The 13,811-nt window shown below is 60.7% G+C and carries 10 protein-coding genes and 1 pseudogene; 3 read left to right on the top strand and 8 right to left on the bottom strand.

The window, feature by feature from the left end:
- The first annotated feature begins 9 nt into the window (after positions 1-9).
- Both FJD34_RS16685 and FJD34_RS16680 read left to right on the top strand, forming a co-directional pair.
- Positions 10-2,607 carry a fimbria/pilus outer membrane usher protein gene (locus FJD34_RS16685; RefSeq protein WP_090291306.1) on the top strand — a complete coding sequence of 866 codons (2,598 nt, stop codon included), beginning with the start codon at positions 10-12 and terminating at the stop codon, positions 2,605-2,607.
- Positions 2,604-3,731 carry a fimbrial protein gene (locus FJD34_RS16680; protein WP_090291305.1) on the top strand — a complete coding sequence of 376 codons (1,128 nt, stop codon included), beginning with the start codon at positions 2,604-2,606 and terminating at the stop codon, positions 3,729-3,731. The genes FJD34_RS16685 and FJD34_RS16680 overlap by 4 nt, the downstream gene beginning before the upstream one ends.
- Here FJD34_RS16680 and FJD34_RS16675 read toward each other — a convergent pair.
- From FJD34_RS16675 to FJD34_RS16650, 6 genes are all read right to left on the bottom strand, one after another.
- Positions 3,725-4,159 (bottom strand): HIT family protein, encoded by a 435-nt coding sequence (locus FJD34_RS16675; RefSeq protein ID WP_090291304.1) that lies wholly within the window; start codon positions 4,157-4,159, stop codon positions 3,725-3,727. The genes FJD34_RS16680 and FJD34_RS16675 overlap by 7 nt on opposite strands.
- Positions 4,160-4,277: 118 nt before the next feature.
- Positions 4,278-5,549 (bottom strand): NAD(P)/FAD-dependent oxidoreductase, encoded by a 1,272-nt coding sequence (locus FJD34_RS16670; RefSeq protein ID WP_090291303.1) that lies wholly within the window; start codon positions 5,547-5,549, stop codon positions 4,278-4,280.
- A 2-nt stretch (positions 5,550-5,551) separates the two neighbouring features.
- On the bottom strand, positions 5,552-7,123 hold the full coding sequence (locus FJD34_RS16665; RefSeq protein WP_065944367.1) for an aldehyde dehydrogenase (NADP(+)): 1,572 nt from the start codon (positions 7,121-7,123) through the stop codon (positions 5,552-5,554).
- Between the two features lie 68 nt (positions 7,124-7,191).
- Complete coding sequence (locus FJD34_RS16660; RefSeq protein WP_032857296.1) at positions 7,192-8,139, bottom strand: dihydrodipicolinate synthase family protein; 948 nt, start codon at positions 8,137-8,139, stop codon at positions 7,192-7,194.
- 26 nt (positions 8,140-8,165) lie between these two features.
- Positions 8,166-9,110 carry a 4-hydroxyproline epimerase gene (locus tag FJD34_RS16655; protein WP_090291302.1) on the bottom strand — a complete coding sequence of 315 codons (945 nt, stop codon included), beginning with the start codon at positions 9,108-9,110 and terminating at the stop codon, positions 8,166-8,168.
- 11 nt (positions 9,111-9,121) lie between these two features.
- Positions 9,122-10,753 (bottom strand): APC family permease, encoded by a 1,632-nt coding sequence (locus FJD34_RS16650; RefSeq protein WP_090291301.1) that lies wholly within the window; start codon positions 10,751-10,753, stop codon positions 9,122-9,124.
- Positions 10,754-10,941: 188 nt separating this feature from the next.
- Here FJD34_RS16650 and FJD34_RS16645 point away from each other — a divergent pair, with 188 nt between their 5' ends.
- The gene (locus tag FJD34_RS16645; RefSeq protein WP_174553285.1) at positions 10,942-11,709 is read left to right on the top strand and encodes an AraC family transcriptional regulator; all 768 of its coding nucleotides are present in this window, start codon (positions 10,942-10,944) and stop codon (positions 11,707-11,709) included.
- Positions 11,710-11,719: 10 nt separating this feature from the next.
- Here the strand turns inward: FJD34_RS16645 and FJD34_RS16640 are convergent, their stop codons facing one another.
- Positions 11,720-13,240, bottom strand: coding sequence for a M91 family zinc metallopeptidase (locus FJD34_RS16640; protein ID WP_083204918.1), 1,521 nt, complete (start codon positions 13,238-13,240; stop codon positions 11,720-11,722).
- Between the two features lie 307 nt (positions 13,241-13,547).
- Positions 13,548-13,706: pseudogene (locus FJD34_RS28705) on the bottom strand (acid phosphatase); the annotation flags it as partial.
- Positions 13,707-13,811 lie beyond the last annotated feature (105 nt).

Raw genomic sequence — 13,811 nt, 5'->3', positions numbered from 1 at the left:
GAGTCATTTATGTCGACCTCTTTCAGCAGCAGGCTTTTTCTGCGGGCGCGGCCTCGCTTCGCCTTGAATCCGCTCACGGCCTTGATCCTCAAGGTATTGGCCGTTGCCCCGGGCGTAATAGCCGTGCAGGACGCACTGGCGCAAGAGGTGCAATTCAATGACGCGTTCCTGCCTGAGGACTCGCGCAATCTCGACCTTGGTGCCTACCAGGCCGGCAACCCGGTGATGCCGGGGCAATACCGTGCAGACGTGGTGCTCAACGGCCAGTTGAACAGCCGCCAGGACATCCGCATCGAGGCCCAGGCCGACGGCAGCAAGCCGGTGGTGTGCATGACTCGTGGCTTGCTTGAGCGCCAGGGCGTGGAGATGTCCAGCCTGTCGCCCGAAGCCAGCCTGGCTCTCGACAACCAGGGCTGCGCTGCTGTTGGCATGTTGATCCAGGGCGCCACCGCAAACTTTTCACCGGATAACCAGGCCCTCGACCTGAGCATTCCGCAAATGGCGCTCAAGCGTAATGCGCGCGGCTATGTCAGCCCCGAGTTGTGGGACCGTGGCGTCACCGCCGGTATGCTCAGCTACAACTTCAGCGGCAACCGTAACCACACCCGCAGCGGCAATTCCGATTCCGCGTTTCTGGGTCTGCACGCGGGTCTTAATCTGGGTGACTGGCGCCTGCGCCACAATGCCTCGGTCAATTGGCAGTCGCGCCTGGGCACTGATTACCAGGCCCTGGACACTTACGCCCAACGCGATATCACTGCGCTGAAAAGCCAGTTGACGGTGGGCGAGTCCAATACCACCGGTGAAATCTTCGACACCTTGTCGTACCGTGGTGTGCAACTGGCCAGTGACGACCGCATGTTGCCCGACTCCATGCGCGGCTATGCCCCGGTGATCCGTGGCATTGCCCGCACCAACGCGCGGGTGACCATTCGCCAGGCCGGCAATATCCTGCTGGAAACCACCGTGGCCCCCGGCGCCTTTGTGATCGATGACCTGTACTCCACCGGCTACGGCGGCGACCTCAATGTCAGCGTGGCCGAGGCCGACGGTACTGAACAGAACTTCATCGTGCCGTATGCCTCGGTCAGCCAATTGCTGCGCCCGGGCACCTCACGTTTCAGTCTGACCGCCGGTGAAACCCGCAACAACTATGTCGACAAGCAGGTGCGCCTGTTGCAGGGCACTGTGCAATATGGCCTGAACAATACCTTCACCGGGTTTGCCGGTATGCAGTCGAGTGATGACTACACGGCCGCGCTGACCGGCCTGGCCTTCGGCACGCCTATCGGCGCCATGGCCGTGGACGTGACCCATGCCCAGACCGACCTGGCTGGCGGTGCTGCGAAAGGGCAGAGCATGCGGGTGTCCTACAGCAAAAACGTGCTGAGTACTGGCAGTAACTTCTCACTTGCGGCCTATCGTTTTTCCACCAGCGAATACCTGGATTTCAGCAATGCTGTGCAACTGCTCGATGCCGAGAAAAGTGGCTGGGACACCAGCATGTTCGGGCGCCCACGCAGCCGCTTTTCAGTCACCGCCGATCAGAGCCTGGGCGACTGGGGACAAGTGGCAATCAGTGGCTTTGCGCAGAACTATTGGAACCTGCCGGGCAGTGACTTGCAGTATCAGTTCAGCTACAGCAAGCAGTTCAATCGCATCAGCTTCAGTGTGAACGCCAACCGCAGCCGTATGGGCCTGGGCGATATGCAAAACAGCTTCTTGCTGACCATGAGCATGCCCCTGGAGTTTGGTGCGTCTGGCCATACCCCGCAAATAACTGCGCAGGTGGGGCGTGACACCGAAGGCAATTACAGCGAGCAGGCCGGTATCAGCGGCACCGCTGGCGATGACCGCCAGTATGGCTACGGTGCGACCATCGGTCATGACGGTGCCAACAACAGCAAGAGCGTGGCCCTTAATGGCCAGTACACCGGCGCTCGGGCCATGCTCAGCGCGGCCCTGGGCCGTGGCGATGGCTATACCAGCGCCTCGGTGGGCGCTAGCGGTACGGTGGTGGCCCATGCCGAGGGTGTGACCCTGACACCGTATCGCGGTGAAACCATGGCGGTGGTCAGTGCGCCGGGTGCCGAAGGCGCCAAGGTGTCCGGTTATCCAGGGCTCAAGCTCGACGGCAGCGGCAACGCGGTGGTGCCGTACCTGCGCCCTTATGAGTTGAACGAAGTGGCAATCGACCCGATCGGCAGCTCGCTGGATGTCGAACTCAACGAAACCAGCCAGCAGGTGGCCCCGCGTGCCGGCGCCGTGGTGCATCTCAAATACACCACCAACCAGGGCCGCGCGGTGTTGCTCAATGTGCGCCTCGACGACGGCAGCAGCTTGCCTTTCGGTGCGGGTGTGACCGATGCCGAAGGCACGTCGGTGGGCATGGTTGGGCAGGGCGGTCAGTTGTACGCCCGGATCAAGCCTGAAACCCGCCAGTTGCTGATCAACTGGGGCAGCAAGACCCATCAGCAATGCGCGCTGGTGATCCCGGCCGGCCCCGGCGAAGGGCAGCAGTTGCAGCAGTTGGACGCCGTGTGTGCGGCCGGTAAACACGTGGCTGGCAGCGTGCAGCCCAACACTCTTCAAAAGGTACAGTTATGAACATCGGGGCTTTGATCAAGGCGGGCCTGGCCGTCGGCGCATTGTGGGCGGTGGCCGGGACGGCCATGGCGGTCACCTGTACCTACATGGACGGTATTCGCCCGGCCGTAGGCTCCATGCCATTGCAGGTTTCGGCGATCACTGTCGGGCGCGATGTGCCGGTGGGTACTGAAGTGTATCGCCAGAAATTCAGCATGGCGGCAGGCCAGGCGCCCAAGCTTGAGTGCCTCTATGCCCCGTACCAGCAGTGGACCGAGCTGACTGTCGAATCCAGCTATGCCCTGGCCAGTGTGTCCAGCGGGACGTATGCCAACAAAGTCTACAGAACCAGTATTCCGGGGCTGGGGGTCGCCTTCAATAGCGCGGGTGGCCCGCTGCCAAGGCAATCGGGTAAAGCATGGACCACGTGTACGAATGGCTGGAGGTGCCTGGTCCCCTTTGACGGGCCCTCGAACTTTGAGCTGATCCTGATCAAGCTGGGCGATGTGACGCCGGGTGTACTGGTGGGCAGTACGTTACCGATCGTGAGCCTGTTCGGTAACTTCGGCGACGCCAGGATGCAGGGTTTCAGGATGGGCATCTCCGGCAGCATCCAGATTGTCTCGCGCACCTGCAGTACGCCGGATGTGTCGGTGCCCATGGGCTCGCACCTGACTGCCAAATTCACCGGGGTCAACAGCGCCACGGGTTGGACAGACTTTGCCATTGCCTTGAACAACTGCCCGGCGTTCAGCGGGATCTATACGACTAGCGGGCCGAACTGGGTCTCGCAAAGTGGCAACTCACCGTCTGGCAGCAGCACCAGTAGCGGTACCCGAGTCAACAACTCCTTGCAGTACCGTATCGACCCGGCCCGTGTGGCGATCAACGCAGCCAATGGTGTGCTTGCCCTTGACCCTAGCGGGACGGGGAAGGCACCTGCCGCTACCGGTGTCGGTGTGCAGGTGGCCACAAGCAACGGTACGGCTGTGCCGTTGGCAACCAACCGAGCCAGCGGCCTCACCTTGCGCACCAGCGAGGGCAGCTATTCGATCCCCCTGCGTGCGCGTTACCTGCAAACCGCGAACACGGTCACGCCGGGGCCGGCCAATGCCTCGGCGACGTTCACGATTATTTATCAGTGAGTGGCCAGCAACCGCGCAATCTCCAGTCGCAAGGCACCGTGGATGTCCTCGGCGTACGGCGTGGCAGTTTTCCAGTCGTAGAACCAGACCGGCATCTTGCGGTAGTGCTCTGCTTCCGAGGCGTAGCGGGGGAAGATGTGGCAGTGCAGTTCCGGCTCTGAATTGCCGAGGATTTCGTAGTTCATGCGCAGTGCACCGGTTGCCTGCAGCACGGCATCGCCGAGGCGGGCCATATCCAGCAGGTAGGTGGTCCTGGCCTGGGTATCCAGGTCGTTGAGGCTCGGCACCACGGGGTCGGGCAGCAGCAGGCAGTAGCCCGGAAGAAACTGCACATCGCCCATCACGGCCCAACCGGAGGCCATTTTGCAAATCACCTTGTCATTGGCGCCGCTGCGCGCCAGTGCTACACGTTGCGAGATCAGAGACATCCGTAGTCCTTAAATGGGCAGGCGAAATGCCGCATTGAAACACGGATCAGAGGGCGTGCGGTTGACTCCTGTAGGAGCGGGCTTGCCCGCGATGGCGTCCGCAAGAACGCCTCGACCCTCAAAACCGATCCAATCGATACGCCTCAAGTGCCGGCAACCCCTGCGGCTGTGGCACGTAGATCGGCGAAGCCAACTGCGCGATAAGCTCGGCCGTCACCGCCGCTTGCGTCAGGCCCAGGTGTTGATGGCCGAACGCGAGCAGTACTTTGCCGTCGCATACCCGGTCGATGATTGGCAGCGAGTCCGGCAGTGAAGGCCGAAAGCCCATCCACGGCGTCGCGTCTTCAGCACTCAGGTCATGCCGCAGCAGGCCGTGACTCAGGCGATGCAATTGCCAGGCGCGCTCCATATTCGCTGGCCGCTCCAGGCCGGCGAACTCAACGGTGCCGGCGAGCCGCAGCCCGTCGGTCATCGGCGTCATGATGAACTTGCGCTCCAGCGAGGTGACGGCAAACGGCAGCCGCTCCTGCTCATGGGGCAGCATCAGGTGATAGCCGCGCTCGGTGTCCAGCGGCACCTTTTTACCTGTCAGTGCCTGGGTGAGTCTGGCCGAGTGCGCGCCGCAGGCGATCAGTACCTGGCGTGCGTGCATTTGGCCTTGGTCGGTGATCAAGGCAACACCCTGGGCCTGTAACTGGCCGCCCCGGACCTGTTGTTGGAGAACGCGCACGCCACAGGCCTTGGCGGCTTCGACCAACTCGCCCACCACGCGATACGGATCCAGGAAGTGCCCGGTACGAGGAAAGAACAACCCCCCTTGAATCCGCTCACTCAATTGCGGCGCGGCCCGCTGTACGGCGTCGGCCGACCAGAACTCAACCGGCACCTGTTGGCGGGTCATGCGCGCTTTCAATCCTTCAATCGCTGGCCGTGATTCGGAACGCTCAAACACCAGCAGCGAGCCGTCTTCACGCATCAACCCAGGCCGGTCAATGCTTGCCAGCAGGCGGTGCCAGGCGCCCAGGCTGCTTTCGTTAAGGGCACGGATGCCGGCCACCGTGCGCTGGTAGGCCGTCGGCCGCAGGTTCAACAACAGGCGGGCAAACCAGGGCAGGGCGTGGGGCAGGTATTTCCAGTCCAGGCGCAGCGGCCCCATGGGGTCCATCAACATGGCGGGCAAACGCATCAGGATCGACAGGTCGGCGATGGGGAACACTTGCTCGGTCGCCAGGTGCCCGGCGTTGCCGAACGAGGCGCCCATGCCGGGTGCCTGCTGGTCGATAACCACTACGCGCCGGCCCTGGCGTGCCAGTTGCAGGGCGCAGGCAACGCCGATAATGCCGGCGCCGACCACGGCGATATCGATCTCGGGTTGACGATTGTCAGGCATGTTCAGGCTTCTCTCAGGCCGTCGAGCAAGCGGCGCAACGCCAACGGATTACTGTGCTTGAGGGCGTCGGGCAGCAGGCTGTCCGGGAAGTCCTGGTAGCACACCGGGCGCAGGAAACGCAGGATCGCGGCAGTGCCCACCGAGGTCGAGCGCGAGTCCGAGGTGGCCGGGAACGGCCCGCCATGCACCATCGCATCGCACACCTCGACCCCGGTCGGCCAGCTGTTCACCAACAGGCGCCCGGCCTTGCGCTCCAGGGTCGGTAACAACGCCCGTGCGTGCTCGATATCGCTGTCATCCAGGTGCAGGGTGGCGGTCAACTGGCCTTCGAGATGTTCGGTTACCTGGCGGACTTCGTCGTCATTGGCACATTGCACCACCAGTGATGCTGCGCCGAAGATTTCGGCCTGCAAGCGCGGGTTGGCGAGGAAGTCTTGTGCGCGGGTGGTAAACAGCTGCGCCTGGCACTGGTTCGGACCTTGTGCTGCCAGGCCGCTGGCCAGGCGTTGGGCATGTTCGGCCAAGGTGCCGACGCCCGTTTCATAGGCATTGAAGATGCCGGGGGTGAGCATGGTCTGTGCCGGGCGCTCTTTTAGATGCTCGCTGGCGAGGCTGATAAAACGCTCCAGCGCTGCTCCCTGAACCGCAATCACCAGCCCTGGGTTGGTGCAGAACTGCCCGGCACCCAGGGTCAGCGACGTGACAAAGCCTTGCGCCAGTGCCTCACCACGCGTCTTGAGGGCGCCGGCAAACAGGTACACCGGATTGACTGCACTCATTTCCGCATACACCGGGATTGGCTCAGGCCGCGCCTGGGCCGCCTGGCACAAGGCGATGCCGCCACTTTGCGAACCGGTGAAACCCACGGCCTTGATGCGCGGGTCGGTGACCAGCGCAATCCCCACTTCGCGGCCGGAACCGTACAGCAGGGAGAACACGCCTTCGGGCAAGTCACAGTGCTTGACCGCACGGGCCACGGCGCGGCCCACCAACTCACTGGTGCCCGGATGTGCGCCATGGGCCTTGACGATCACCGGGCAACCGGCAGCCAGTGCAGAGGCGGTGTCGCCCCCGGCCACCGAAAATGCCAGCGGGAAGTTGCTGGCGCCAAACACCGCCACCGGCCCCAGCGGCACCTGGCGCTGGCGCAAGTCAGCGCGGGGCAAGGGTTGACGGTCTGGCTGTGCGGGGTCGACCCGCACATCCAGCCATTCGCCGGCGCGCACGGTACGGGCGAAGGTGCGCAGTTGCTGGCAGGTGCGGCCACGCTCGCCCTGGATCCGCGCATGCGCCAAGCCGGTTTCGGCCACGGCACGTTCGATCAGTTCATCGCCGAGGGCTTCGATTTCGCTGGCGATGGTGTCGAGCAATTCAGCACGCGCCGCCAGGGACGTTTCGCGGTAGCTGTCGAAGGCTGACCATGCCAGCGCGCAGGCCTGGGCCACGTGCTCGGTGGTGCCTCCGTGGTAGGCCGGCTCCAGCGCAGCATTGGTGGCCGGGTTGATCGCACGGACGGCCTCGCGGGTGCCGGGTGTAGCATGCTGACCGATCAGCATATTGCCTGTCAAAGTCATGGTAAATCCTTGCTAAAAGAGTCCAGCCGCTGCGCAACACGATGGTTTCACAGCGGCGTGCGCGGCAGTCAGTCGACGTTCTGTTCCGCCGACCAGTTGGCGTACCACTGGCGGAACAGCGCGTACTGGTTCTCGGCATAGCGGCGCTGGGCATCGCTGAGCACATCGCTTTGGTTGAAGTGCAGGCGGTATTGCAGGTCGCCATTGAGCACCATCAGGTGCTTGTAATAGAGCACCAGGTCGCAGCCTTCATCGAAGGACGACAGCACTGCCAGTGCCGCTTCCAGTTCGCGGGCCTGGCGTCGGGCCTTGGCGTCGCCCTTGGCGGCTTTCTTGCTCAGGGCCACCAGTTGCAGGACTTCCCGTGGCAGGGCGTTGCCGATACCGGTGATGGCGCCGGTGGCGTTGCAGTTGACGAAACCGTGCACCACCTGGGTATCGACACCCACCATCAAGGTCACGTCATCGTCCTTGGAGGTGATGTGTTCGGCCGCATAGCGCAGGTCGGCAGCGCCGCCGAACTCCTTGAAACCGATCAGGTTCGGGTACTCGCGGCGCAGTTCGAAGAACAGGTCGGCGCGGGTCGCAAAGCCGTAGTAAGGGCTGTTGTAGATCACTGACGGCAGGTTCGGAGCGGCGCTAAGGATCGCCGCGAAGTGCGCCTTTTGTGCCGTCGCCGAGGCGCCACGGGACAGCACGCGGGGGATGACCATCAAGCCATGGGCGCCGACCTTGGCCGCGTGGGCGGCATGGGATATTGCCTCACGGCTGTTGACCGCGCCGGTGCCGACGATGGTCGGGATGCCGGCGGCCACCAGGCGCGCCACGCCTTCCTGGCGCTGGGCTTCGGTGAGCAGCGGCCAGTCGCCCATGGAACCGCAATACACCACGGCGCTCATGCCGATATCGATCAGCTCGCGGCCCTTGGCGACCAAGGCGTCGAAGTCCGGCTGACGCTCGGCAGTGCATGGGGTCATCAGGGCCGGGATGCAGCCGGTGAAGATGTTATCGCTCATTGTTTTATCTCCGTGGAAGGGTTTGGTTAAACGCTGCCGGGTGCGCAAATGCCCCAGGCAAAGGGATCCTGTGCGTCGATCAGCAACGTGCTGTCGGCGGTCATGTAGGCGCGGCCAGTGATGAACGGGCGGATACGCTGGCCTTCCCACTCAAAACGGCCTTCGAACTGGCTGGCGGTGATGCTGGCTTGTACCCAGGGTTCACCGGCCTGAAGTTTTCCATCGGCGGCCAGGCACGCCAGCTTGGCGCTGGTGCCGGTGCCGCAGGGTGAGCGGTCGTAGGCTTTGCCGGGGCACATGACGAAGTTGCGGCTGTCGGCCAGTTCGTCATCGGCAAACAGTTCGATATGGTCGATCAACGCGCCGTCTTCGCCCTGGATACCTTGGGCTTCGAGGGCCTTGAGCATCGCCCAGGTGAAGTCGGTGAGGGCGTCGACATTGCCCATGTGCAGTGCCTGGCCGTGCTCCGACACCAGGAAAAACCAGTTGCCACCCCAGGCGATATCGCCGTAGATACGGCCATGCCCTGGCACATCCACCGGCACTTGCTGGCGATAGCGATAGGCGGGCACGTTGCGCAGGGTCACGGCGCCGTCCTCATGCAGGGTGGCGCTGACCGGGCCCACCGGCGTGTCGATGCTGTGCACTCCCGGTGCGATGTGCCCCAGGTAGTGCAACGAGGCGACCAGGCCGATGGTGCCGTGGCCACACATGCCGAGGTAGCCGGCATTGTTGAAGAAAATCACCCCGCAGGTGGCTCCCGCCGAGACGGGCTCGCAGTACAGCGCGCCGACCAGGACATCGTTGCCACGGGGCTCCAGCAGGCAAGCGCGGCGCCATTGATCATGTTCGCTGCGCAGGCAGTCGAGTTGCTCGGCGATGGTTTGACCGGTAAGGGCGGGGAAGCCATTCATGATCAGGCGCGTGGGTTCGCCGCCGGTATGGGAGTCAATCACGTGCAGTCGTTTCATCAAGCTCTTCCTTAGTGATTGGCCAGTTGCGCGTTGGCCGGATGCAGGCCGGTGGTGGGCAGCACGGCTTCGCTTTCGTCGTCTTCGTGTTCCAGTTCAACCAGGTGCGCAGGCACGCCGGTGGCTGCGCCCCAGTAGTAGATGCCTAGTGCGCAGGCGGCGACGACCACGGTGTCGAACGGGTGGGTAAGCACGCCCAGGCCACCAAAGCTGCCGAGCTTGGACAGCACGATGGTCACCGCGTAGAAGCCGATCAGCCACGCGCTGGAGCGCACTTGCTGGGCGATGTTCAGGTGCTGGGTCGGCACCAGGCGACGGCACAGCAGGTACACCACAAACATCACGATTTGCAGGCCCAGCAGCCAGGACACGGTGTTCCAGCCCGACCAGTAGACGATCAGCGCGGCGATGATGAACGACAGCGGGCCCAGCACATTCATCCACTTGACCCGAAACGGGCGCGGCATGTCCGGGGCATTGCGCCGTAGTGCGGCGACGCATACCGGGGCCACCGCGTAGCTCAATACCAGGGCGGCGGATACCACGTTGATCAGCGCTTCCCAGGATGGGAATGGCAGGGTCCAGAATACCGACAGGCCAAAGGTCAGCCACAGCGCCGGACGCGGGATGCCGGACTTTTTGTCGATACGGGTGAAGATCTTGAAGAAGGTGCCAGTCTGCGCCCAGCCATAGATCACCCGTGGCGTGGCGTTCATATAGATATTGCCGCAGCCGCTGGGGGAGATCACCGCGTCGGCCACCACCAGGTAGGCCAGCCAGCCCACGCCCAATGCCAGGGCGATATCGCGATAGGGCAGCGCCAGTTCCTTGCTGATCCCGGCCCAGCCGTTGGCGAGCATTTCGGTGGGCACGCCGCCGAGGAAGGCCACTTGCAACAACACATAAATGGCCGTGGACAGCAGCACCGAAAGGATCAGGGCAATGGGAATGGTGCGTTGTGGATTCTTCACTTCGCTGGCCACCGAAATGATCGGCGTCAGCCCCAGGTACGCAAAAATCACCCCACCGGCAGACACCGCCATTTCGATCCCTGACAGGCCGAACGGCGCGAACCCTTGGGAGTGAAAATTGGCCGGCTTGAAGAAGGTGAACAGTACGCCGATCACCAGCAACGGCACGACAAACTTGAATAGACTTACCAGGTTATTGGCGATGGCAAAGGTCTTCACGCTGCGGTAGTTGAGCACGAAAAACAGGCACAGCAGGCCAAACTGCAGCAGCCAGCCCAGGGTGGTGGGATCGCTGGATCCCGCCTTGGTCAGTTCGGGAAACCAGGCGGCGGCGTATTGCCGTGCAGCAACCACTTCAATCGCCACCAGGCTAGAGAACGCGATCAGCGTGATAAAGCCCATCAGGTAGCCCAACAGCGGGCCGTGGGAATACACCGGGTAGCGCACAACGCCACCGGCACGGGGCAGGGCCGCGCCCAATTCGCAGTAGACAATGCCCAGCAACAGCACCGCAAAGCCGCCCAGCAACCAGGAAAAAATCCCCGCTGGGCCTGCGATGGACGACACGTGACTGGCGGCAAACAACCAACCGGAACCGAAGATGGCTCCCAGTCCGATAAAGGTGAGGTCGATCAGAGACAGCTGTTTCTTGAACTTGCCTTGGGCTGACATAGCGGCGCCTTCTTGTGGGTTATTGGATAGGCATGCAGTGGCGCTACAGTGAACCCATCGACCCGCTGGCGATTGATGTTTTGCGTGGCGATCAATGACGAATTCAGCACAATTGCCAGACTCGACAGGGCCATGGTCATCGGGCAATCTGCTGGCCTTGCGAGGCGATCAACGAGGCGGTGAGTGGCATGATGCAGAACGCGTTTGCAACCCTTTGCCAAGGCGGCGAGCAGCGGCCACACAGCCTCGAACAACTGCTGGCGGGCGTGGCCATGCTGTTGCCGATGCTTGACGTGATCCCCAATGCGACGATGTTTATCAAGGACGTGCAGGCGCGCTACGTCATGGCCAACCGCACGCTGGTGCAGCGTTGCGGCTTGAAAGACCGCCGGCCGCTACTGGGCAAAACCAGCGCCGAGGTGTTTCCCGCGCAGTTGGGGCCGGGTTATACCGAACAGGATCGGCGCGTGCTGGAACAGGGCCTGGTGCTGGAGGACCAACTGGAGTTGCACCTGTACGGCAGCCGCGAACCCGGTTGGTGCCTGACCCATAAATGGCCGTTGTACAACCACGAAGGCGCGATCATCGGCCTGGCGGGCATTTCGGTCGACCTGCAATCGGCCAGCGAAACCCACCCGGCCTATCAGCGCTTGGCTGCTGTGGACGAATACATCCGCGCCCATTTCAACCGACGTGTGACCCTGGGTGAGCTGACGCGCATCGCCGGTACGTCCGTGGCGCAGTTGGAGCGTTACTGCAAGCGCGTGTTCCACCTGACGCCCCGGCAGATGATCCAGAAAGTGCGCCTGGAGCATGCCCACCGCCTGCTGCATACCGAGTTGCCGATCACCGATGTGGCCTTGCAGTGCGGTTACACCGACCACAGTGCATTTACCCGGCAGTTCAAGGCGTTGACTGGTTTTACGCCGCGTCAGTATCGCCAGGCGACAAGTTAACCTTTGACCTTCAAACAACATTCTCAATGTGGTACGCCTTGCGCAGGGGCTCACCCATTTCTTCGTGAAGGCCGTTTTCCGTGAATGGCTTTGGGTTGGTAAATGTAGGCGGTGTGGACGGGTCTCTGTCGAAATCGAATGACTCGTTCGTCCATAAACCGACGGCTTGACGCTCTATATTATCTTCTAAACCTTTAGGTCCATCATTGATCTTGGTTTTTCCTTTAAATTCACTTTTGTTTACAGCGTTATAAGCGTGGGCCATTTCATGATATAAAATACTGATTGGAAATGTCTGGGGCTTGGTCCCCAAGTATGAAGGGTTGACGTTTATGTCCCGGAAAAAGAAGTGCCCGTCATCATCGTCTGCTTGCTTGATCTCGATGGGTTGATCTTCTTCAAATTGCCCGGTCTCCACGTTGTATATTTCAGCCCTCGGTGTATCACCGTCAGACGCAGTATTGCGCCGATAGGCTTCATCAAGCTCCATCAGCATTTTTTGCCCTGTGGGTGATAGGCGTAGTAGCTCAAAGTCATCTGCAATCCGCTGTTTGAATTCAGGGGTTCCTGAAACTTTCAAGCCCGCGTGCCCTGCGTCAGAGTATTTGGCCTCTACCAGTTTAGAGCCGGAAGTGCGTTGGACAGTATCATCTGTCTTGGCAAAAATCGTATCGGTATCACTGAGTGAGATAACCCGGTTTTTTTCTTTCCCAGTATAGATATGGCTACCGCCACAACTCATTATAAAGTTATTGCCCAGGCCGCCGTGCATAATAGTACGCCCACCCTTTGCGTACATTTCGTCATTGCCACGCCCACCATCCATATAGGTTCTTTGTGTGTTGCCAAAGTAGCCTGCAAACATTCTGTCCTTGCCATCATTTCCGTACAGTGCACCCATTCCGCGGCCTGCAATCAGTACATCATCTCCCTTGCCGCCCTCGGCATAACCAAAGCCGCTGCCAAGTCGCACCGTATCGTTGCCGGCACCCGCCAGCACCCGCGTATAACCACTTCCGGCCTGAACATAGTCAGCACCATCCCCGGTCTCGATGAGCATCCGTTCACTGACATCAGGATCGACCCAGACGTGGTCGTCGCCTCCGAGGGTTTTAATATGGATCTCCGGGATTTTCTGATCACGCTGCTGACTGTCTATATGGTAGGTCTTGCCGTTGATAATAATATCAATACTTTTATTGCTTGCTTTTTTTACGTGAACAGTGTCTGCATGACTTGTGGTTTCTATCACCAGGCGATCTTTTTCTACCTTGGTTTTAGGCGCTTCATATACCCACTTCAGTTCGCGAGAAACTGTTATATTCCGATCGCTTAGAATTGGGTAGTTTTTTGATAGCTCCTTTTTTTCAGGGAATACTCCCAGTGTTGGATTTTTTATTTCAGATATCGTCAGGGTGTTTGAAAAGTCACGCTCTTGCTTTTTTACCCCGACAGAAGATCCATTGCTGGATGATGGTTGATGTTGTGTGGCGTTAAAGGGGGTGGCAGGTGGTCTGTGTGATATTTTCATAGTACAGCCTCTGAACTGTTTTGCTTTTGTCGACACTGACGTAATAATGATTAGGCTGTTGCAGTTTTTAGCTGGGCCCGGAAAGTCCGCAATCCTAATCCATGCTTGTGTTCGTCATTGACTTGATAGCATCTGTGGTGTCGACGGCAACATAGTTCCACGGAACTTGAAGGGGTCATATCGCGTAAAGACTTTTCAACGCACTCCGGTATGCAGCTTCCTCTACCTGGTGATGTCAGTACTTATGGTGGCTGACCCAGATTTGATCGTCATTGCTGCAACTGCAGGGCCTCACGCTTGAAAAAGCGGCCAGGGCCACGTCGAACTGGCGGGTGGCGTCGGCGAACACCTGGCGATAGATCAGATCATGCTTGATGGAGGTCTGGGTCCAGAGCACGGCATCCAGTTGGTCGTTGGTGGGTGGGTACTGCTGACAACCGACCAATAGCGAAGAAAACAGGCAGATACTGGCGAAAGTAGGATTACGCGTGAAAGACTCGGCCTTAAAAGTGAAGGGGACTCAGGGTCAGTACATTAGCCTAATCGCCCAGGTTTGTACGTGACCCGCGTG

Source organism: Pseudomonas brenneri (genome assembly GCF_007858285.1).
Lineage (GTDB): Bacteria > Pseudomonadota > Gammaproteobacteria > Pseudomonadales > Pseudomonadaceae > Aquipseudomonas > Aquipseudomonas brenneri.
Note: the sequence above shows the minus strand (reverse complement) of the source record. Positions and strands in the feature narration are given on the sequence as shown.

Coding starts and splice junctions, on each gene's coding strand:
- FJD34_RS16685 (WP_090291306.1), top strand. CDS start 10: ATGTCGACCTCTTTCAGCAGCAGGCTTTTTCTGCGGGCGCGGCCTCGC.
- FJD34_RS16680 (WP_090291305.1), top strand. CDS start 2,604: ATGAACATCGGGGCTTTGATCAAGGCGGGCCTGGCCGTCGGCGCATTG.
- FJD34_RS16675 (WP_090291304.1), bottom strand. CDS start 4,159: ATGTCTCTGATCTCGCAACGTGTAGCACTGGCGCGCAGCGGCGCCAAT.
- FJD34_RS16670 (WP_090291303.1), bottom strand. CDS start 5,549: ATGCCTGACAATCGTCAACCCGAGATCGATATCGCCGTGGTCGGCGCC.
- FJD34_RS16665 (WP_065944367.1), bottom strand. CDS start 7,123: ATGACTTTGACAGGCAATATGCTGATCGGTCAGCATGCTACACCCGGC.
- FJD34_RS16660 (WP_032857296.1), bottom strand. CDS start 8,139: ATGAGCGATAACATCTTCACCGGCTGCATCCCGGCCCTGATGACCCCA.
- FJD34_RS16655 (WP_090291302.1), bottom strand. CDS start 9,110: ATGAAACGACTGCACGTGATTGACTCCCATACCGGCGGCGAACCCACG.
- FJD34_RS16650 (WP_090291301.1), bottom strand. CDS start 10,753: ATGTCAGCCCAAGGCAAGTTCAAGAAACAGCTGTCTCTGATCGACCTC.
- FJD34_RS16645 (WP_174553285.1), top strand. CDS start 10,942: ATGATGCAGAACGCGTTTGCAACCCTTTGCCAAGGCGGCGAGCAGCGG.
- FJD34_RS16640 (WP_083204918.1), bottom strand. CDS start 13,240: ATGAAAATATCACACAGACCACCTGCCACCCCCTTTAACGCCACACAA.